General features: G+C 59.5%; 18 protein-coding genes. 2 read left to right on the forward strand and 16 right to left on the reverse strand.

Features of this window, described 5'->3' with window-relative positions; translation table 11 throughout:
• Positions 1–38: 38 nt before the first annotated feature.
• From RUI03_RS08485 to RUI03_RS08500, 4 genes are all read right to left on the reverse strand, one after another.
• Complete coding sequence (locus RUI03_RS08485) at positions 39–488, reverse strand: hypothetical protein (RefSeq protein ID WP_317287026.1); 450 nt, start codon at positions 486–488, stop codon at positions 39–41.
• Positions 489–893: 405 nt separating this feature from the next.
• Positions 894–1,616: a trypsin-like peptidase domain-containing protein gene (locus RUI03_RS08490; RefSeq protein WP_317287027.1), complete on the reverse strand. Its 723-nt coding sequence runs from the start codon at positions 1,614–1,616 to the stop codon at positions 894–896.
• 70 nt (positions 1,617–1,686) lie between these two features.
• Positions 1,687–2,373, reverse strand: coding sequence for a hypothetical protein (locus RUI03_RS08495; protein ID WP_317287028.1), 687 nt, complete (start codon positions 2,371–2,373; stop codon positions 1,687–1,689).
• Positions 2,374–2,871: 498 nt separating this feature from the next.
• Positions 2,872–3,105 (reverse strand): hypothetical protein, encoded by a 234-nt coding sequence (locus RUI03_RS08500; RefSeq protein WP_317287029.1) that lies wholly within the window; start codon positions 3,103–3,105, stop codon positions 2,872–2,874.
• A gap of 148 nt (positions 3,106–3,253) precedes the next feature.
• On the opposite strand from RUI03_RS08500, the gene RUI03_RS08505 reads away from it, so the two are divergent.
• Entirely contained in the window at positions 3,254–3,982 is a 729-nt protein-coding gene (locus RUI03_RS08505; RefSeq protein ID WP_317287030.1) for a Crp/Fnr family transcriptional regulator, read from the forward strand.
• A gap of 160 nt (positions 3,983–4,142) precedes the next feature.
• Here the strand turns inward: RUI03_RS08505 and RUI03_RS08510 are convergent, their stop codons facing one another.
• The 10 genes from RUI03_RS08510 to RUI03_RS08555 all read right to left on the reverse strand — a co-directional run bounded on the left by RUI03_RS08510 (position 4,143) and on the right by RUI03_RS08555 (position 15,604).
• Entirely contained in the window at positions 4,143–4,313 is a 171-nt protein-coding gene (locus tag RUI03_RS08510) for a hypothetical protein (protein WP_317287031.1), read from the reverse strand.
• Entirely contained in the window at positions 4,297–4,548 is a 252-nt protein-coding gene (locus RUI03_RS08515; RefSeq protein WP_317287032.1) for a hypothetical protein, read from the reverse strand. The genes RUI03_RS08510 and RUI03_RS08515 overlap by 17 nt, the downstream gene beginning before the upstream one ends.
• Before the next feature lie 187 nt (positions 4,549–4,735).
• On the reverse strand, positions 4,736–5,401 hold the full coding sequence (locus RUI03_RS08520; protein WP_317287033.1) for a sensor histidine kinase: 666 nt from the start codon (positions 5,399–5,401) through the stop codon (positions 4,736–4,738).
• Between the two features lie 698 nt (positions 5,402–6,099).
• A complete protein-coding gene (locus RUI03_RS08525) occupies positions 6,100–7,311 on the reverse strand; it encodes a CmpA/NrtA family ABC transporter substrate-binding protein (protein ID WP_317287034.1) in 1,212 nt (403 codons plus the stop codon).
• Entirely contained in the window at positions 7,308–7,934 is a 627-nt protein-coding gene (locus RUI03_RS08530) for an ANTAR domain-containing response regulator (RefSeq protein ID WP_317287035.1), read from the reverse strand. Before RUI03_RS08530 ends, RUI03_RS08525 begins: the two co-directional genes overlap by 4 nt.
• Before the next feature lie 86 nt (positions 7,935–8,020).
• Complete coding sequence (cysG, locus tag RUI03_RS08535) at positions 8,021–9,385, reverse strand: siroheme synthase CysG (RefSeq protein WP_317287036.1); 1,365 nt, start codon at positions 9,383–9,385, stop codon at positions 8,021–8,023.
• Entirely contained in the window at positions 9,375–12,011 is a 2,637-nt protein-coding gene (locus RUI03_RS08540) for a molybdopterin-dependent oxidoreductase (protein WP_317287037.1), read from the reverse strand. The genes cysG and RUI03_RS08540 overlap by 11 nt, the downstream gene beginning before the upstream one ends.
• A 3-nt stretch (positions 12,012–12,014) precedes the next feature.
• Positions 12,015–12,359 carry a nitrite reductase small subunit NirD gene (nirD, locus tag RUI03_RS08545; protein WP_317287038.1) on the reverse strand — a complete coding sequence of 115 codons (345 nt, stop codon included), beginning with the start codon at positions 12,357–12,359 and terminating at the stop codon, positions 12,015–12,017.
• A complete protein-coding gene (nirB, locus tag RUI03_RS08550; protein WP_317287039.1) occupies positions 12,359–14,821 on the reverse strand; it encodes a nitrite reductase large subunit NirB in 2,463 nt (820 codons plus the stop codon). The genes nirD and nirB overlap by 1 nt, the downstream gene beginning before the upstream one ends.
• A 189-nt stretch (positions 14,822–15,010) precedes the next feature.
• Positions 15,011–15,604, reverse strand: coding sequence for a molybdenum cofactor guanylyltransferase (locus tag RUI03_RS08555; protein ID WP_317287040.1), 594 nt, complete (start codon positions 15,602–15,604; stop codon positions 15,011–15,013).
• Positions 15,605–15,666: 62 nt separating this feature from the next.
• Here RUI03_RS08555 and RUI03_RS08560 point away from each other — a divergent pair, with 62 nt between their 5' ends.
• Positions 15,667–16,866, forward strand: a complete 1,200-nt coding sequence (locus RUI03_RS08560; protein ID WP_317287041.1) for a molybdopterin molybdotransferase MoeA — start codon at positions 15,667–15,669, stop codon at positions 16,864–16,866.
• Here RUI03_RS08560 and RUI03_RS08565 read toward each other — a convergent pair.
• On the reverse strand, positions 16,863–18,077 hold the full coding sequence (locus tag RUI03_RS08565) for a hypothetical protein (protein ID WP_317287042.1): 1,215 nt from the start codon (positions 18,075–18,077) through the stop codon (positions 16,863–16,865). The genes RUI03_RS08560 and RUI03_RS08565 overlap by 4 nt on opposite strands.
• Before the next feature lie 129 nt (positions 18,078–18,206).
• Positions 18,207–19,964: a nitrate ABC transporter ATP-binding protein gene (locus RUI03_RS08570; RefSeq protein ID WP_317287043.1), complete on the reverse strand. Its 1,758-nt coding sequence runs from the start codon at positions 19,962–19,964 to the stop codon at positions 18,207–18,209.
• Between the last annotated feature and the right edge of the window lie 7 nt (positions 19,965–19,971).

Genomic DNA, 19,971 nt, shown 5'->3' on the forward strand with positions numbered 1-19,971 from the left:
ATGCGACTTTCAAACCATTCGGCGTCCAGCCCATAGCCCTATTCGACGAGTTCGGAGCCTGACGAGAGTTCGCGAAGTTCCATTGCACGCTCTGCATTGCGTTTGGCGGCCTCCCCTTCTCGCACCATCGCTTCGCCACGGCGACGATCCTCCTGCCCCTCACGGATTTGGCGATCACCGCTGCGGATCAGTTCCTCACCTCGCTTCATCGCAGTCTCGCCATCGTTCCAATCCTTGCCGATGGCGCTGGTCTCTCCACCCTGGTCTTTGAGTTGGTCACCGTAGCTTCTGTCCCCCACGCCGTAAGCGCAGCCGGACAAGGCAATGCACCCAGGAATGAGAAACATATATTTTTTGATCGTATTCATCTGAATATGCCTTTTTGAGATCTGCTTCTTTAATCGCAACGCACAGGATATTTGATTGTGTTGTGACACGTCGAAGACCGAAGGGGCGCGCTGTCGGCGGAAGATGATCTGTTCGATCACTTGCTCTTTTTCGGCTGAGGCACCGGCTTGAAGACATTGATCGGTTTCGACGTATCTACCGGTTCCGGCCCGGCAGGCGCCTTTTCGGTTTCTTCGCTTCTTTATTTCCGCGTCGCGCTTTGTTGGCCATTGTCTCTCTATTCCTTATACGGAGACCACGTTCCGGCCCCGTGCCGTCACGCGCACACAGTCTTGGATGCGACCGAGCAGCTATGGTTTCTTTCCGGCCCGGTTGTGGGGCGACCATGCACTGAGGCGCCCTCACACGTACTAACCTTGGTCAGTGCGTTCCGGCAGATCGTATCGGAAAAACTTGCCTGCCTTCCCGACGCTGAGTGCGTCTCCAGGGCGCGGAAAGTTCGCAGGAAAAGGTGCGGTATTCTGATAATTGGCGGTGGCGCGTTTTTAAGTCAGCATGTTGAGGACATCGGCATACCACACGGCATTGAGACCCAGGACCTCATCAAGTTTCGGGTCGCGTGATGCCGCTTCAAGACGTGAAGCGTGGACGCCGAGGAGCTTATAGTTCTCGATGTCGCCGTCTCCGCACATTCGCATTACAACGGGTGCGCCACTGATCCCGCGATGAGTCCGCGCATCGACGAGGAAATAGCCAAGGCCCTGAAATCTGACCCCGTAGGCCGAGGCAAGACCGGCCTGTCGTACGACGGGCAGGAGGTGCAGCTGATCATGAAAGCCCAAGGGATAGCCCACAGTGAGGAGCGTTGACCCGACTTTGATCACGGTCTCCTCGTTTGGCATATTCACCTCGGAAAACGTCCTGTACATTGCATTCTCAGGCATTGCCATCCGATCAATTTCGATCACCGCCACATCGACATCGCCGCCGCTATCTCTCGCCCCTCGCCATATGCTGGCACCCTTGATGTAAAGGGGGATCGACAGACCTGCGGCAGACGTTAAATTCTTCTGGTCCGTATGAAGATCGATCACCAGACGGCTCGGTCGATGGCCGCTCGCTGCATCGTGCACAACATGATTGGCTGTCACAAGAAAGAGGCGGCCACGGTGCTCATAGAAAAAACCTGTCGCGCTCGTCAGGAGTCGATCGATATCATAGGTGCCGATGCGGACCGTCGATAGCAGGATGTCGTCGAGGTGGCTCATTTCAGCATGTCCTTCAAGATTGATGGTTGCGGCTCATCGGTCTCGGACCGCAGGGGTTACCGCCCATGGCCTAGTCATTAACGCGACACTCGTCTCCAGCGCGCCTGAAGGGGCGATGGCATTCCCAATCGTTCCCCGAATGATCAAGGTGGGCCAACTCGGGCAGTTCGATGCGGATGCAAGTCTCATTTTCGACGCGATACCCTCGATCGCACTTCCATCCAGTGCGGTAGGTGGCATCAACGATATAGGCATTCTGCGGTGCACTGATTTTCTGACATACCGACCCCGTCGCCTTGAAGCCGCGTTCGCAGGACCATCCATCACCATTTTCGTCGTCGGAAAGAAATCCGTTTGCGGGAACGTCGATCAGTTCGCAGATATTGCGGCGTCGCGCGTATCCACGGTCGCATGCCCACCTTGATCCGAACGCCTCCAAATACGCATCGTCGGGGATCGGAATTGGGGCGCAGGCGTTGCCGTCCTCCTCAAAGCCCCTGGAACATTCCCAACCACGACCATACCCCCGCCCGGAAAGATAGGCATTCTCTGGAACCTCGATCCGAACACACCCCTTCCCGTCATTACGAAATCCGCTGTCGCACTCCCAGCCTGGGCCGTACTGGCGCTCAGTCGCATTCATTGGGGTCTGCTCGCTTCCCGCCTGTGCTGCTGCGCCGTTAAGCGTGCCCTGAACGGTGAACATGATCAGGGTCAGAGCTGTGATCAGTCCAATGGCGCTGCGTTTATCTCTCATATCGCACTTCTCCTGCTGCTCGCCGTCCTGTCTGAAAAGGCCCCGGCCTGTCGGCGACGGCCGGCCAGGGAGATCATTCGTTTGCGAACGGAAACAGAGTCAGATTTTTTGACGAGACGTCGTGAAACTGACTATTCAAGCAAACTGCCTGCTCTCTCTTGACGGTCGGTGGGGCAACTAAAGCCGCCTGGCCTTGCGGACCTCCAGAGTTTGTTCCGTTCACCTTGGTTTACGTGTGGGTCCCAAGTGTTGCGGGCTCGAGCTCCTCGCGCCCAATCAACACGAAACGGTCTGGCCGATTAGCTTCACGATCCCGCCGGCAGCAGTATACCGCCCGTAGTGGCTCCCACCCCCTGAAAGCGAGAAAGCATTGTCGCCACTCGATCTGCGACAGCATGCAGGCTTTGATACTTTGCCTTCGACCACGGTGCTTTGCGCCTTCAGCCTGCAAATCGTTGCCTTTGAGTTCCCGTACTGAGGTTCCGGCGATGTCGAGCCTCATGGGCGGCGGACGGAATTGCCGCCCGCAATAATAGCTCTGATCAGGTCGGCGACCGCCTTGTGGAGCTCCGGATCATTTTTCGTAGGAGGCTGTTCATGGGCCGCGGCGGCATCTCTCAAAACCCCCAGGATCTCGTCTTCGGGAAGGACACCGTGATCGTTCAACGCAAGAAGCAGCGCTTCACAGATCGTCAGCGCCGCAACGCCCTCTATATGGGGTGATCTCGACACTGTGATGGTCCTTTCCAAGGGCAGCCGGCGGATCGAAGGCCCGGCGGTGCACCCGCCTACTGTGACTGAGAGTGGAAGGGACCGGACTGATCCAAAGCAGCCCGAGGATGATATTCTCTGCTAGTGTGTACTGCACGGGAGACGTCAGATGAACGCCAGGAGCCCACTTGCCCGAAAACTCTCGAACTTCGTTCGCTTGAACGAGGCTGAGCTTCTTGTTCTGGACGGCTTTGAGCGTCGGCGGACCGACTTCGCTTCAGGCAAGGATCTGGTCCAGCAAGGTCAGTCCAAGCACACAGCCTATATTCTCTCGTCTGGCTGGGTGTGCTCTTACAAGCTGCAGCCCGACGGATCGCGTCAGATCGTTGATTTTCAGATCCCAGGAGACTTTCTCGGACTTCGGAGCGTGCTCCTGCGGACATCAGACCACAGCTTTGAGGCTGTGACCGATATTCAAGCCGCTCAGGTCCATGCGAAAGACCTCTTGGCGGCGTTTTCTGATACGCCGCGACTGGCGACAGCCGTATTCTGGGCGGCATCGCGGGACGAAGCGATGGTTGTCGAGCATCTCGTCAATTTGGGGTGTCGTGACGCGGACGCCCGTATGGCGCATTTTCTCCTCGAACTGGCAAGTCGTCTGTCGCTCGTTGGGCTGGGAACCAAACAGGGATACGATTGTCCGTTGACGCAGTATCACCTCGCAGATGCTCTTGGACTGAGCGCCGTGCACGTCAACCGGGTCCTGCGCAAACTGAGGGAGCGAGGCCTCGTCACCTTCCGCGAAGGACACGTGACTTTTAATGACATAGACGGATTGATTAAGCTCGCTGAATTCGATCCCGGCTATCTTGATCAGGAAGATCCGGTGTTGCTTTAGGCCGTTTTCCGCGCCAAGGACGCTCAACCGCGGAAATTCCCATATCGGATAATAGCGGATAGTGCAGAGCGGCCATTCTCATTTGTGGTGAGATCGAACAGCATTTTCATCCGCCCACCAAACACATGGTCCTACTAGACCCACACCGGCCCTATTTGCTTCACGCGGAGCGTCGTCTGCTTTCGGCAATGGCATCTTTGAGCGACGTGTAGCGATAAGATCCTACGTGGAAGTGGTCCACCGTTGTTCGCACGACGCCATAGCGATCTTTCAACATCTGATCGTCGAGCTGTCGGGCCTCTTCGGCACGAAATTTATCGGGACTCGTCATTGTTTGACCCTTCCGACGTAAAATCCTTCCCGCGCATCCAAAATGCGGTATCGGTCTTGGCCTGTTCGTCGGAAATGCCCGACCGGATCTTGATCATGTTTTGCAGCTGTCCGGCCGTCTTGATGGAGCCGAGGTCGATCATGGTCAGGAACGGCCATCTCGCCTTGGCACCCGCCCGATATCCCGTCTTCCGCTCGACCACTACTTGCGGCTCTCCGCCTGAGAATCCAAACATCGCCTTCTCCTATATTTATTTTCACATCTATGAACTATAAGTGGAGATCGTTTTCCGATAAACAATGCAAATAATTATATATATTCTTTTTATTTCATGTCGTTTTATTCAACATTCGACCTTCTTATTTTCTCGACTACAAAAGTTCTTGTGTGATCCGAACTTGCCCCCCCTGCCCACTCGCAGGTCAAAAATGGCAGGCACCTGTGCCTTGCGGAGGGATCGATAGGCCTACGGACAGCCCCTGGTTCGTAGAACGGTAATCGATCGTCCCACCAATCTGATCGACCAGTCCCCGCACAACGCGCGAGCCTGTGCCTGACGTCGCCTTGCCTGAAGTGGCGGTCGGCAAGCCGGGACCATTATCATTGATCTCGACCCGGACGGTCCCGCCAGCATCCCTGCTGCAGCTGACTTCAATCCTGCATGACTGGCTCGGCCGCCCACTGAATTTGATCGCATTGGTAATGATTTCGGCGACGATCTGTGCCGTAGGAAGCAAACGATGCGGCGCGAGCCTGCAATCTTCCGCAAGCCGCCGAACGATGACAATTTCTCCGGCAAGGCCAGACCCGAGCGCCGAGCAAACCAGACCCAAATGGTGACCGAGATCGACGGAGCTCTGCATCCCTTCTGACGAAAGCAATCGATGGAGCTGAGAGATCACCGTAATTTGCGCGACGATTGCTTCGAGAAGTCGGGAAAGATCCTTGACGTCAGGACCAGGGTCACGCCGGGCAAGCTCGCCACCAGTGAGCCGGACATAGCTCGCAAGCATTGAAAGATGATTGGCAATCCTGTGGTCGGCCTCGGCCTGCTGGAAGCCGTTCGGATGGACGTCGCCCGTGGTCATCACTTGTATCCCTCGCTCGGTCACGTTGATGAAACTGGCACCTCGTGGCGTCACCCCCTCATTGATCTGTTGGATGAACATCCCTGATCGTTGAACGGACCCACGGATACCTGAGTCCGCTTATCCGGGCATCGCATTGCGCGTATTCGGGTGCACTGCTCGAAGTTAGCCCAGAGACATTTTCAAATGGAATTGGGGGCAGCGCCGCGCTCGCCTCAGGACAGGCCGATGCCGTTCAACATCGAACGGACAAAAGGTAAGCTTGTGGCGGTAGACCGAAACCAACGCCCACTCATCGGCATCATGCGACGAACAGAAAGGGCACCGATCGGTGTCCTGATCATTTCGTGTCAGAATGAGTTGGAAAAGTTCCCATCAAGGGGACGTCACAATTTCACAACCAACGGTTGTGGCGCGAGTGACGGGCCTAGAAACGAAATTTTTCCTAATATAAATCAACGATATACACATGTCGAGACGAAATTTGTAGCACAGTCCCGGGCCGATTTGTGGCACAGTCCGAGCCAGCACAATGATGTCCTTTTCCAAATTATTCACGAAGCCGAAGAACCACGACTGCCGTCTGTGCGACCGGCGATAAGAACCAATCGCATATAGATTTCCCGAAAGACTGGGAGATTAAATACCAGTTGTAGACGCCACCGTCCTAGAGCCGTTACCCGCGCGCGAGAGCTCACTCAGGCTGAGAACACTTCGTCCAACGGCTCGCGAACGCTGTGTCGGGCAAATTGCTCGAGGTAGATCATCGGGCTCGCGCTGTGGAAGACGGATCGGTCGAGCAACCGGTTCGTCTCCGTCCCGCCCTCAACCTGGATGTCCTGATCAGGCACCGCAATATTTAGCGCATTTGCGGCCAGTCGGAAGAGATCAGTTCGGAAAGCAGGGCGCAGCGTCGTCAGCACGTCCCCCGCAGACTTGAGCTGTCCCCACCGCACCATTTGCACGGCCAGCCAAGCCGCCTTGGACAACCAGGGAAAACTGGCGGTGCCTGCGTCGTACACGGTATAGTCAGGCACTGCGATCCGTTCACCAGAGGTAGGCTGAACGGCGTTGCCGCTCAACGATGGCAAAATCAGCTCAGCGGGTTGCGCAACATATTCAGGCAGGGCCAACAGCTCGGCGGCCGCGCGTTGGCCGTCCGACGTCTTCAAGAGCTGCACCGCCTTCAACAAGGCCCGCAGAAGCGCCTGATGGGTATCATGGTGTTCGTCGAGCCAGTCCCTGCGGACACCAAGGACCTTTTCCGGCGCTGCCGACCAGATATCACGACCGAAGAGGATCTGCCTCCCCACTCCTCGATCAACCGCGACCGTGTTCCAAGGCTCCCCGACGCAATATCCGTCGATTTCTCCCGCTTCGCAGGCCCGGACCATTTCTGGCGGAGGCACAACAATCAGGCGCACGTCCCGGTCCGGGTGCAGACCGGCATCGGCAAGCCAATAGCGCAAGAGGTAATTGTGCGCGGAGAACGGATACACCATCGCGAGGGTCAACGGCGGTTTGCCTGCCCTGAAGCGTTCGGACGCCACCATCCGCAAGCCCTCCGCCGTTGGCGGTCTGCCGGGCTCGAATGGGCGGAGACGACTAATCTCCTCATACAAGCGATTGGATACGGTGATACCATTGCCATTGAGGTTGAACGCAAACCCCGTCGCGAAACTGGTCGGGATAGGAGCAAGCCCAAAGGCTGATGCGACAACCATCGGCGCAAGCATATGAGCGCCGTCGAGCTCTCCGTAGGCTACCTTATCACGGATCAGCGCCCAGGAACGCTCCTTGCGCAGTTCAACGTCGAGACCCTCATCGGCGAATAGCCCCATCTCCTTGGCGAGAACCAGCGGAGACGCGTCGGAAAGCGGGATGAACCCCAGACGGATCTTGTCGGTCATAACGCGCTATCCTTACCGAGCAGCGCAGAGACGGACAGCAGCTCCTCCGCAATAGTCTTGAGCGGCTTGCCCGATTTCATCGAGACGTCCCGCATGGCCTTGTAGGCGTCGCTTTCAGACATGCCGCGTTTTTCCATGAGCACGCCTTTGGCGCGCTCGATGAGCTTGCGCGCCTCGAGATCGTCCTTGGATCGCTGAAGCTCCTTCCACAAACTATCGACCATCCGGAACCGCTCAATCGCGATCTCGATGATGGGACCAACGCGCTGCTTTGAGAGCCCGTCGACCACATAGCCGCTCACCCCCGCCTGAACGGCCTCTTTGGCGAGGGTGCCATCGTCATCCTCGACGAACATGACGATCGGCTTGGGATTCTCGCGCGCCACGATCCTGAGGTTTTCCAGCGTATCGCGATCCGGGGATTCACAGTCGATGATGATCACGTCTGGCTGCAGTTCCGCAATCTTATCGAGGAGCGCGACTGCCGATGTATCGTTCGCCTGCCGAACCACCGCCTTGCCCGCCAAGCCCTCTTCCACGATGCGCGCTCTTGCTGGGTCGCTGTCGACCAGCAGGACGATCAGCGGCGCTTCGACTGCGTTTGGGACTGGGTCAGGCTGCATAAAAATCGCTGGCTCAAGGCATGGCTTGTCAAAATATTGTGCGCTGCAGCGTGGCTGGAGGTCAAGGGAAAGTACGATTTCTCCTCCTAGGCAGCGATCTCAGCAGGCGCCGCCATCGCACCGGTACGCGCCTGTCGGAAAACCTCACCAATGCCGATCATCACGGGAAGGTCTCTTTCAATCTCATCCGTCAGGAGGGCGGAAAGGCAGGTCGTCCACGCCCGCCCATCAGCCCGGGCGACCCCCTGGGCCACGCCGACGGGTGTTGCCGGGTCTAGCCCCTCGTCAATCAGGCGCGCCGCCAGCTCGGGAGCCGTCTTGGCACCCATATAAACGATTAGCGTCGTCGCTGGATCGGCGCAGGCGCGCCAGTCGAGATCCGGCAAAATGCCCCGACGGCTATGGGCCGTGATAAACTTCACCCCCTGCGCACAATCGCGGTGGGTCAACGAGACGCCAAACTGGGCCGCCGCCGCCAGCGCCGTAGTGATGCCCGGTACGATGTCGACGGGAATCCCGGCCTTCTCGAGGAACGCGATTTCCTCGCCGGCACGCCCGAAAATCATCGGATCGCCGGATTTAAGGCGCACCACGCGACGTCCCTGCTGCGCGAGCTTCAGCATCGTATTGTTGATGTCCTCCTGGCGGCACGACGCACGCCCGCCCCGTTTGCCAACCAACAGCCGCTTTGCCTCCCGACGCGCAAGATCAAGCACCTCATCAGAGACCAGATCGTCGAACAGGATGACATCGGCGGATTGCAGTGCACGGAGGGCCTTGAGGGTGAGAAGCTCGGCGTCGCCCGGACCGGCGCCAACGAGGGTGACCTTGCCGGAGTCTGTGTCTTTCATCGGGTCTGACATCATCAGGAGGGGCCCCGCCTCTTCGGCAGGACGGAAGAAAGCGGCACGCGCAAATCGTTCCCACACGGCACGCCGGGCCGACTTGTCCGGAATCCGTCGGGCCAGTTCGCCGCGCAGCGTTTTGGCCGCCGCCGCCCAGTCGGCTATGCCCGATGGCAACAGCGTTTCGATCCGCTGACGGATCGCCTGCCCGAGGATCGGCGAAGCTCCGGCGGTCGAAATCGAAACGACGACCGGCGACCGGTTGACGATCGAGCCGAACTGAAAATCGCAAAACGCTGGCTTGTCGATCACATTGCACGGTACCCCCGCGCCCTTTGCCGCGTTGTAGAACGCGTTCGCTCCGGCGTCACAGTCAAAGTCACCCAGCGCCAGGCTGACACCCTCGAAAGACCGCGGGTCAAACGGTCCATCGACGCCGGCGTCGCGCAAGGTCGCACCGGCGGCCGTCAGGAGCTCTTTCTTCCATTCAAGACCCTCACCCTCCCCGGCAACAAGGACCGTCTTGCCGTGAAGATCGAAAAACACGGGCAATACGGACAAGGGCTGGATGGCCTTCACCGCTTGGTTCTCGGGTCTACGCTGCATCTTCAGCCTCCAGCATTCGCGCAATTTCAGGGCGGCATGACCCACAATTGGTTCCGGCGCCTGTGCAGGCGGCGACCGCCTCAACCGAGAGCGCGCCGCCCCGGCAAGCGGCCATGATCTCATTCGCGCCGACATTCATGCACGAACACACGGTCGGACCAGGATCAGGTCTATCCTTACCCGGACGACCTGCGAGCACGGACAGCCTGTCCGCCTCATCCATCTCCGTGCCGATGAGGCCCGTCAGCCACGCGCGAGACACAGCGACCGGCTCGCGATCGAAGAACGCCGCGCCAACGAGCCGGTCATTTTCGAAGACGGCGATGCGGTGCTTCGTTGCCCCATCGAACATGGCAAGAACGTCCCCCTGCTCCGGTGCGTAGCCAATGAGCGCGACGATCTCATCCCGGGTCGGCACAGGCCCCTTGCCCGCCCACTCGCATTGCGCGCCGCCCTCAATGACCGATTTGGCCCAGTACCCGCGGCTTGGCAGCAACACGGAGACACCGGCAACGAAGCCGTACCATTTCGCTTTGTAGCGCTCGATCTCGACGCGAGAGGCCTTGGAAGCCGGTTGACCGGAGATCGGATCGGTCACCGGCGCCACCAGCGCATCGACCCGACCGTGGGAAGAGACTTCCCCTGTCCAGTGCATGGGCACGAATACGCTGCCCTTAGGCGTCCGGTCGGTCACGACGACCCGCGCAATCACGTCGCCCAACGCATTGGACAGCCGAGCGAGGTCGGCATCTCGCACGCCGATCTTCAGGGCATCTTCAGGATGGACTTCGACGAAAGGCTCGGCAATGTGGCGCCACAGGCGCGGCGCCCGACCGGTGCGGGTCAGCGTATGCCAGTGATCTCGGATGCGCCCGGTGTTCAAAACGAAACCATCATCCGCTTGCGGTGCGGGCGCCGCCGATGCGATGAACCGGGCACGTGCATCATCGGTGTAAAAGCGTCCATCATCGAAAATGCGTGCCCGGGAAGATCGACCGGCGGGGATGGGCCACTGCGTAGGTGCAAGAGTGTCGTAGTCGGTCGCCGACAGGTGAGCGAGACCGCCCAGATCAAGATCGCGAGTCCCGTCATTCTCAAAGGCGGTCAGCGCGGCGTATTCAACGAAGATTTGGGCCGGCGACCCATAGGCAAAGGGCGCGGCCCACCCCATCGCAGACGCGACGTCGCAAAGCTGCTGCCAGTCGTGGCGCGCCTCGCCCGGCGGCGGTAGCACCGCGCGCTGCCGAGAAATCCGGCGTTCGGAATTCGTGACGGTCCCGTCTTTTTCCCCCCATCCCGTCGAGGGAAGCAGCACATCCGCGAGCCGCGCTGTATCGGTGTCGCGAACGATGTCTGAGACCACCACCAGGGGACAGTCGGCCAGGCCCCGCTTCACACGATCCGCATTTGGAAGGCTGACGACCGGGTTGGTCGCCATGATCCATAGCGCCTTGATCCGCCCTTCGGCCACAGCATCGAACAGATCGACCGCTTTCAGGCCCGGCTTTGTCGCCATCCGCGGCGACGCCCAGAATCGCTGGACACGCTCTTCATGCTCCCGGTTGCCGATTTCCATATGCGCCGCAAGCTGATTGGAGAGCCCTCCGACCTCCCGGCCACCCATCGCGTTCGGTTGTCCGGTGACGGAGAAAGGCGACGCGCCGGGCTTGCCAACACGCCCGGTCAGCAGGTGGCAATTGAGGATGGCGTTGACCTTATCGGTGCCGTTCGCCGCCTGATTGACGCCCTGTGAATAGACTGTGACCGTACGGTCCGTCCGGGCAAACAAATCGTAAAATGTGGCGAGGTCGCGCTCAGAAAGACCGCACACCTCGGCCGTCCGCGCCATGGTCATTTCATCAGTGGCACTACGGACTGTGTCGACCCCAGCGGTATGGTTTGCGATGAACACCTCGTCACGGCAGGCCCGACCGTCCAGATCTCGGAAGAGCCCATTGAAGAGTTCGACATCGGTTTGCGGCCTGATCGCGAGGTGCAGATCGGCGATGTCACAGCTTGCGGTGCGGCGCGGATCGACCACCACCACGTTTGTCCCTCGCCGCTGCCGTGCCGCAGCAAGACGTTGATAGAGTATGGGGTGACACCAGGCAAGGTTCGAGCCGACGAGAATGACCAGATCAGCAAGCTCTAGGTCTTCATACGTCCCCGGAACGGTATCGCTTCCGAATGCCCGTTTATGACCCGCCACCGACGATGCCATGCAGAGCCGCGAGTTGGTGTCGATATTCGCCGACCCGATGAAACCCTTCATCAGCTTGTTCGCGACGTAATAGTCTTCCGTCAGGATCTGTCCGGACACGTAGAACGCGACGCTATCGGGCCCATGATCTCGGATAGCAGCGGCGAAGCCGTCGGCGATCTTTGCGATCGCCCGGTCCCAAGGTACGCGCTCGCCGGCAATCTCCGGATAGAGAAGACGCCCGGCGAGTCCCATCGTCTCAGCGAGTGCTCCCCCCTTGGAGCACAGCTTCCCGAAATTCGCGGGGTGATCCGGATCCCCTTCCACGCGAAGAGAGGTCCGACCCGTCGGGGTCGCCAGAACACCGCACCCGACCCCGCAATAGGGGCAGGTCGTCCGGACGGCTGGATGATTACTGCCATCCACGGCTCAAGCGACCTTTGCCGCGAGACGACGAAGATCGAGATGCACACGCCCGGCGCGGACTTCGGCGGGATAGGTCTGGACAATTCCGGTATCGGCGCCCTTCGCTTCGCCGGTCTCCAGGCTGAAGACCCAGTTGTGAAGAGGGCACGTCACCGACCGGTCATGGACGATCCCCTGGCTAAGCGGCCCCCCCTTGTGGGGACACCGATCATCGAGGGCGAACACACCGTCATCCACGGATCTGAATAACGCCACGCATCCACTTTGGGTTTTCACCACGCGCGCGCCGCGTCGAGGAATATCTTCCAGCGCACATACATCCGTCCACAAGGGTTGGTCGTTCGACATCACACGACCTCCAGACGAAGTGCAGGCTCCAGCGCGGTGAATTCGTGGGCATCCTTGCCCGCCGCACGCTCTGCCCAGGGATCGGTCTGCATGAATTGCTGCGAATAAACGAAGCGGTCGAAATAGCCGCGGCGGGCGTCGCCATCATTCATCAGTGTGTCGCGGATATAGTCGAGACCGACCTTGTCCGCCCACTTGTAGAGCCGGTCGAGATACCAGGCTTGCTCCCGATACATCTGCATGAGGGCGCCGATATACTCGATCGCCTCCTCCTCCGTCCCGACCGTGCAAAGAACTTCCGTTCCTTTGACGTGCATCCCGGCAGCGCCGGCGAAATGAATCTCATAGCCGCTGTCGACGCAGACGACCCCAATGTCCTTGCACGTTGCTTCGGCACAGTTGCGCGGGCATCCTGACACGCCGAGCTTGACCTTGTGCGGCGTCCATGACCCCCAGAGGAATTTCTCTAGCTTCACGGCGAGACCGGTTGAGTCCTGCGTCCCGAAGCGGCACCAATCCGTCCCGACGCAGGACTTAACCGTCCTCAACCCCTTCGCATACGCATGACCGGAGACGAGACCGGCGGCATTGAGATCGGCCCAGACCGACGGAAGATCTTCCTTCTTCACGCCCAGCATGTCGATTCGCGACCCGCCGGTGCATTTGACCGTCGGTATTTGGTACTTATCGACCACGTCGGCGATGGCGCGCAGCTCCGCCGCGGTCGTCATGCCGCCCCACATTCGGGGGACCACGGAGTACGTCCCGTCTTTCTGAATGTTGGCATGCACGCGCTCGTTGATGAAACGGGACTGCCCATCATCGACATACTCACCCGGCCAGGCGCACAGCAGATAGTAATTGAGGGCTGGCCGACACTTCGCACAGCCGCAGGACGTCTTCCACTCGAGCGCCTGCATGACCGCCTGCATGGACTTCAGTTCCTGCGCGACAATGACGCGGCGCACCTCGTCATGGCCAAAATCCGTACACCCGCAGACTGGCTTCACGGCAGAGGCATCGAAAGCATCGCCCAGGGTCATGGCCAGTAGCTGTTCGACCAGACCGGTACACGTGCCGCACGACGCGGAGGCTTTGGTATGGGCACGGACATCGTCGACGGAGCTGAGCCCTTTTTTCACGATTGCGCCCGTGATCTGCCCTTTACAAACGCCGTTACAGCCACAGATTTCCATCTCATCGGGCAACGCTGCAACGGCCGCCATAGGGTCCAGAGCGGCCCCTCCGGCGAAGGCGGGCCCGAAAATCAGGGTGTCCCGCATGTCGGAGATATCCGCCTTGTCCTTCAACTGCTGAAAGAACCACGGCCCGTCGCCGGTATCGCCGTACATCACCGCGCCGACGATCCTGTTGTCTTCCAGCACAAGGCGCTTGTAGACGCCCTTGGCCGCGTCACGGAACACGATCTCCTCGCGCCCTTCCCCCTCCGCGAAATCACCGGCTGAGTAAAGATCGACACCCGTCACCTTGAGCTTGGTTGCCGTCACTGATCCGCCATAGGATTGATCGCATCGACGGCAAAGTTGCGCGGCGACCACCTTCGCCATTTCATAGAGCGGCGCAACGAGGCCGTAGCATTGGCCCCGGTGCTGCGCACACTCGCCCAGGGCAAAGATCGACGGATCCGACGTCCGCATGTTGTCGTCGACGACGATACCGCGCTCGACGTCCAGTCCCGCTTCCTTCGCGAGACCCGCGCTCGGCCGGATGCCGACCGCCATGCAGACCATCCGCGCGGGGATGACCGTTCCGTCCTCTAGCCGGACGCCCCCGACTTCCTCAGTTCCAAGGATTTCCTTCGTGTTGGCCCCGGTCATCACATTGATGCCGCGGCGAAGAAGTTCCTGCTTCAGAAGGTGTCCGGCAGCCTCATCAAGCTGTCGCTCCATCAGGGTGGGCGCAAGGTGGACAACGGTCACCTCCATGCCCTGCATCTTCAGCCCGGCTGCCGCTTCGAGCCCCAAGAGCCCCCCACCGATGACGACGGCATGGCCGCCGCCCTCAGCAATCTTGAGCATCTGCTCGACGTCGTCGAGGTCGCGATAGGTCAGAACGCCAGGCAGGTCGTGGCCGGGAACGGGAATGATGAATGGCGACGAGCCAGTCGCGATGACGAGGGCGTCATAGTCAGCAGTCGTCCCGTCGAGGGCGGTCACGCGCTTGGCCGCGCGATCAATCTTCTCGACGCGCTTCCCGCGATGGAGTGTGATGCCATGATCGGTATACCAATCATCGTTATGGATGATGATATCTTCGTACCGCTTCTCCCCGGACAATACGGGGGACAGCATGATCCGGTCGTAGTTCACACGCGGTTCAGCGTTAAAAATCGTCACGTCGAACGCGTCGGGCTCTTCGCCGAACAGGTGGTCGAGCATCCGGCCCGGCGCCATCCCGTTGCCGATGATGACCAGACGTTTTTTGGGCGTTGATTGGGACATGACCCCTCGCGCTATAGTCGCGGACAAAGCCGCGATGACGGAAAAAATGGGAGAAGGTTTCGGACCGATTTCCCGGTCTCAAACCCGCTTTTCACCGTCGAAAAGCGCGTGGGCGCGAACGTTGCGCCGGTGAATAGTCGCACAGAATGCGGGGACGCGCAACAATTATGGGCTGTTGTCTTCGCAGAATCAGCGGCGCGACATCAGCGCCGCGGCGGCCTTCAAGTCCTCTTGGGTATTGATGTTGAGGAACACGTCTTCCTGCCCGTCTCCCAGGACAACCGCACGGGACCTGATGCGCTCATGCAGGGCCCGCACCATGCGCTCCCCGCTGACCCAGACCTCCTCGATCGCCGCGAAGGACGAGGCGGGAAAATAAGCGGACAGTCCGTGAACTCGGTTGGTCGAATGGACGACCGCAGGACGCGCGGGATCCGCACTCAGCCGCCCGACATAATCGTCAGGCAAGAACGGGGTGTCGACCGGCGCCGTGACGAAACTTTGGCCCGGCCGATGGGCAGTCATCCACCGCACGGCAGAGATGATGCCGACCATGATCCCTGCATCGGCGTCGGCCTCGATATCGGGGATCACCGCATGGTCGCCGGGGACCGACTGCGACGGGCGGGCACTGACCAGTATCTCTTTACACTGAGGGGCAAGACGCTCAGCGATATGCGTCAGCAGCGGCTTACCGTCCAGCAACACATCCGCTTTCGGGCCGAGCCCGAGGCGTTCCCCTTTGCCGCCGGCGAAGATGACCCCAATCGGTTCTTTACCCATCGCCCCTGCTCCTCTAGTCTTTCGCGACTGAAGGTTAGGGCGCGAAAGCCGGGATCGCAATCATGATCAGCGTTGACGAGGCCGTGGCGACGATCGCTACGACAGCGAAGAGTCTCGAAACCGAGGGGGTGCCTCTGACCGAGGCGCCCGGCCGCGTCTTGCGAGAGGATGTGCATGCACGGGTATCGCAACCGCCCGCGTCCGTCTCGGCCATGGATGGATATGCGATTTGCTGGACCGGTCCGTGTACCGAGGGACAGACTTTTCGCGTCATTGGCGAGGCCCCGGCGGGCCGCCCCTTTTCAGGTGCGGTTTCGGGTGGCGACTGCGTCCGCCTTTACACCGGCAGTGTCGTGCCGGCCGGCGCCAACCACGTGATCATTCAGGAGCATGTTGAGCGGACCGGCGATACGATCACTCTCACCTCTCGCCAGCCTGAGCCACGAAACATCAGACCAGAAGGCGGCGATTTCCGACGCGGTGACCCGATCGCCAGCGCGGGGACCATGATCGACGCGGCGCTCGCAGGGTTGATCGCCGCAGCCAACGTCGATTCCGTGTTGGTCACGCGGTGTCCGCGGGTGGCGCTCATTGCCAATGGCGACGAGCTGCACCCGCCGGGGTCGCCCCTCCCAACTGGTGCCATTGTGAATTCCGCGCCTTTCGCCCTCGCCCCGCTCCTTCGGACGTTCGGCGCAAGCGTCGATTTTCTCGGTATCGCGGAAGACAATCAGAACGCGATCAAAACCATGTTTGACGCTGCTCGCGACTATGATGTGGTGATCCCGATCGGCGGTGCATCGGTGGGCGACTACGATCACATGAAGGAGGTCGCGCGTACCCGCTATGACCTTCTGTTCGAAAAGGTCGCGGTCAAACCCGGCAAGCCCACATGGTACGGAACGTCCGTGAACCGGCAGATTCTCGGCCTTCCGGGAAACCCCGCATCGGCCATTACCTGCGCGCTCTTATTCGCAAAACCTCTCGTCGCGACTTTGCTGGGTGACGCTAGACAAACGTTACCCACCGCAAGAGCCCTATTGACGACGGCGCTGCCTGCGAATGGGCCGCGCGAAACCTACCTGCGCGGTTCATGTTTTATCGATGATCAGGGGTCGCTCCGTGTAACCCCCCAGGCCGATCAGGACTCGAGCCTGCTTCGCCCCTACGCCGCGTCAAACGCGTTGATCAAGCGGGAGCCAAAAAAAATGGCCGCCGAAATCGGCGGCCAGGTTCAAGTCATTTTCTTCGGGCGGCTTTAGTAGGCCCAGCTTACTTCCGCCCACATTTTTTGCCGGTCGCCGGCGAACTCATCCGCCTGGTAATCGGCATACTTCACGAGGAACGTGGTCTTGCCAAACTTCGCCAAGGCGACGGCGTCAAACTCGGTTCCGTAGTCCGCACCGCCCTCGTTTGATGAAAAGTCGTGCACTGTACCGAACACCTTGATGAGGTCAGCCGCGCCTACTTTCTTCTTGGTAATAGAGATCGTTCCGTACAAGTCTTCTAGGCCTGCTGCTGGTGTGCCGAGGAACAGATCCGCGAAGCCATTGAAGGCATGGAGCGTTGCGAGCGGCGTCGAGAACGCCTTCACCCCATCATCGCTTCCCAGGACCTCATACCCGATTTTGCCTTCAAATCCGTCTTTCGCGAAAGAGACGGACACATCGTAGTAGTCGGCATCAAACTCAACTGGTTGCTCAGCGTAGTCTGACTGCTTGGCATAGCGAGCCTTGAACGTGAGGGGACCATTCTTCAACGCAGCTGCCACGCCATAGGTCTGCGAAGAAGCAGCCGGCGCGTCGTCTTCAAAATCCAACAGATACGCAAAGCCCGTCAGCGTCAGGTCAACGCCTTCGGCCGGGACCTTGAATTGCGCGTTCGCCAGAACGGAATTGCTATCCCACCGCCCCATCGGCGAGTCGTCGCCGAAGATCCGGTTGACCTGGTTCACATAGGACACATCGACCGTCAGGCCTTCGACGCTCTTATTGACCACGCGGAGAGCATCGAAGGTCTGCTCGTTCTGACGCCATCCAACATTACCGACAAAACGATCGTCATCGAGTTTGATCCGCTGACGGCCAATGGTGATCGCCGTATCTTCGATCGACGTGTTCGTCAGCTGCAACCGGTTGAGTTCCGTCACCTCCGGATCGGGCACCACGGGATACTCTGTGTCACCATTGATCGTTGAATTGTACTCGCTAATATACGATTCGACATAGTCGAAGTCGACCAGCAGCTTCGTGTTTGAAATGCTGCCAGTCTCAAAGCCTGCCGACACGCGTGAGGTCAGCGCCGTGGCATTATCGTCAAAGCCGGCCTGGTCCACGCCTTCGTAACGGAGTCGAACTGCCAGGATCGGCTTTGCCTCGGACAAGGCTTTCGAAAGACCTGTGACTTCCTGGGCGTTGGCCATGGAAAGACCCACGGCAAGGGCGGCGGTGGAAGTGATAAGGGCGTGTTTCATGGTTCGGATCATTGGTGTTCCCCGTTCAAAATGGTGCTGATGAAGAGGGAACGCCGTTGCTCCCGGAAAGCATCTCCCAGCGGATCGTCCTGCGTGGAGAACGGTGCTGCGAACGCAGCACCAGAAGACTTAGGCAGCGCGGTGGTGAGTCTCGTATTCCTCGAGGAAAGTGAGAAGCTGCTCGCGATAATGATAATAATCCGGGTGGGACAGAAGCTCCTTCCGCGTCCGGGGTCGGGGCAAGTTGACTTCCATGATCTTGCCAACCGTAGCATTCGGCCCGTTTGTCATCATGATAACCCGGTCGGCGAGTAGAATTGCTTCGTCCACGTCATGTGTCACGCAGATGGCCGTCACCTGAGTCCGCTTCCAGACATCCATCAGGACCTCTTGCAGCTCCCACCGCGTGAGCGAATCAAGCATGCCGAACGGCTCATCGAGAAGGAGAAGCTTCGGCGAAAGCGCAAAGGCTCTCGCGATCCCCACCCGTTGTTGCATGCCGTTGGACAGTTCGCTGGCGCGCTTATGCATCGCGTCCACAAGACCAACCTTCGAAAGGTAGTACTCGGTGACCTCACGGCGCTCGCGCCGCGTTGCGTGCGGATAAACTCTTTCCACGCCCAGCGAGACGTTTTGATACGCGGTAAGCCAAGGGAATAGACTGGGCGCTTGGAACACGACACCACGGTCAGGACCGGCCCCTGAAATCTCTTTTCCATCCAGGACAATACCGCCGCCGGAAATCGAGTTGAGCCCGGCCGTCATGGTGAGAACCGTCGACTTCCCGCATCCGGAATGCCCGATCAGCGAGATAAACTCGCCCTTGCGCAGAGTGAGATTAAAGTCCTCCACCACCGTCAACGGCCCTTTGGGCGTTGGGTAAACCTTCTCGACCTTGTAGAACTCAAGATAGCGGTCATCACCGATCTTCGGATCACTCGCTGCCGATTTCACGGCCTCCGGCAGATCAGGCTCTTTGCCCGTCTGCTGCGCTTCACGCCCCGCACGGGTCATTTCCGCCGCTTCCTTCCGACCGCTCTTGATCCCGCCGGAGGTTTGCGTGGTCGGCACCATGAACGGAAGAACCCGGTCATCGCCGCCTTCCTCCTTCTGCTCCATGCCAACCTTCATCAAATAGGCGGTCACGTCGCGGCGGAGTCTGATGAACTCTTCATTGTGGTTCATCGCGGTTCTGTCGCGCGGGCGTGGGATGTCGACCGTGAAGGACGGGCCAAGGGTTGCACCGGGTCCAGGATTAAGCGGGATGATCCGATCAGCCAAAAGGATCGCTTCGTCCACGTCATTTGTGATAAGGACCGTGGTCTTCTTTTCGCGCTGGCAGATGTCGGCGATTTCATCCTGGAGGTTGGCGCGCGTCAGTGCGTCAAGTGCTGACAGCGGCTCATCGAGGAGCAGCACTTCGGGCTCAATCGCCAGCGCCCGGGCGACGTTCACACGCTGTCGCATGCCGCCCGAAAGCTCCGCAGGCCGACGGCCCACGGCATGGCCCAGACCAACCATCTTGACGTATTTCGACGCCTGATCTGCCCGCTTCTTCCACGACCAGTGCGGAAACACCGCATCGACGGCCAGGCGCACATTCTGCGTGACCGAGAACCACGGCATCAGCGAGTAGCTTTGGAACACGACACCACGCTTGCGGGAAGCGCCGGTGACAGGTTCACCGCCACAAACGATTTCACCCGATGTTGGCGCGGTCAGGCCTGCGATCATCGAAATGAGGGTTGTCTTGCCGCTGCCGGAAAAACCGACGATGGCGACAAACTCCCCCTCATCGACTTCCAGGTTGATGTCGCGGAGGACGTCGGTCTGACCTGTGCCTTCGCCGTAGACCTTAGAGACGTTTTTGAGCTCAAGAAATGCCATGATCCGT

This window comes from Parvularcula sp. LCG005 (assembly GCF_032930845.1).
Classification (GTDB): domain Bacteria; phylum Pseudomonadota; class Alphaproteobacteria; order Caulobacterales; family Parvularculaceae; genus Parvularcula.

Coding starts and splice junctions, on each gene's coding strand:
- RUI03_RS08560 (WP_317287041.1), top strand. CDS start 15,667: ATGATCAGCGTTGACGAGGCCGTGGCGACGATCGCTACGACAGCGAAG.
- RUI03_RS08555 (WP_317287040.1), bottom strand. CDS start 15,604: ATGGGTAAAGAACCGATTGGGGTCATCTTCGCCGGCGGCAAAGGGGAA.
- RUI03_RS08490 (WP_317287027.1), bottom strand. CDS start 1,616: ATGAGCCACCTCGACGACATCCTGCTATCGACGGTCCGCATCGGCACC.
- RUI03_RS08525 (WP_317287034.1), bottom strand. CDS start 7,311: ATGACCGACAAGATCCGTCTGGGGTTCATCCCGCTTTCCGACGCGTCT.
- RUI03_RS08565 (WP_317287042.1), bottom strand. CDS start 18,077: ATGAAACACGCCCTTATCACTTCCACCGCCGCCCTTGCCGTGGGTCTT.
- nirD (WP_317287038.1), bottom strand. CDS start 12,359: ATGTCGAACGACCAACCCTTGTGGACGGATGTATGTGCGCTGGAAGAT.
- RUI03_RS08495 (WP_317287028.1), bottom strand. CDS start 2,373: ATGAGAGATAAACGCAGCGCCATTGGACTGATCACAGCTCTGACCCTG.
- RUI03_RS08505 (WP_317287030.1), top strand. CDS start 3,254: ATGAACGCCAGGAGCCCACTTGCCCGAAAACTCTCGAACTTCGTTCGC.
- nirB (WP_317287039.1), bottom strand. CDS start 14,821: ATGTCCCAATCAACGCCCAAAAAACGTCTGGTCATCATCGGCAACGGG.
- cysG (WP_317287036.1), bottom strand. CDS start 9,385: ATGCAGCGTAGACCCGAGAACCAAGCGGTGAAGGCCATCCAGCCCTTG.
- RUI03_RS08530 (WP_317287035.1), bottom strand. CDS start 7,934: ATGCAGCCTGACCCAGTCCCAAACGCAGTCGAAGCGCCGCTGATCGTC.
- RUI03_RS08570 (WP_317287043.1), bottom strand. CDS start 19,964: ATGGCATTTCTTGAGCTCAAAAACGTCTCTAAGGTCTACGGCGAAGGC.
- RUI03_RS08510 (WP_317287031.1), bottom strand. CDS start 4,313: ATGACGAGTCCCGATAAATTTCGTGCCGAAGAGGCCCGACAGCTCGAC.
- RUI03_RS08520 (WP_317287033.1), bottom strand. CDS start 5,401: ATGACCACGGGCGACGTCCATCCGAACGGCTTCCAGCAGGCCGAGGCC.
- RUI03_RS08515 (WP_317287032.1), bottom strand. CDS start 4,548: ATGTTTGGATTCTCAGGCGGAGAGCCGCAAGTAGTGGTCGAGCGGAAG.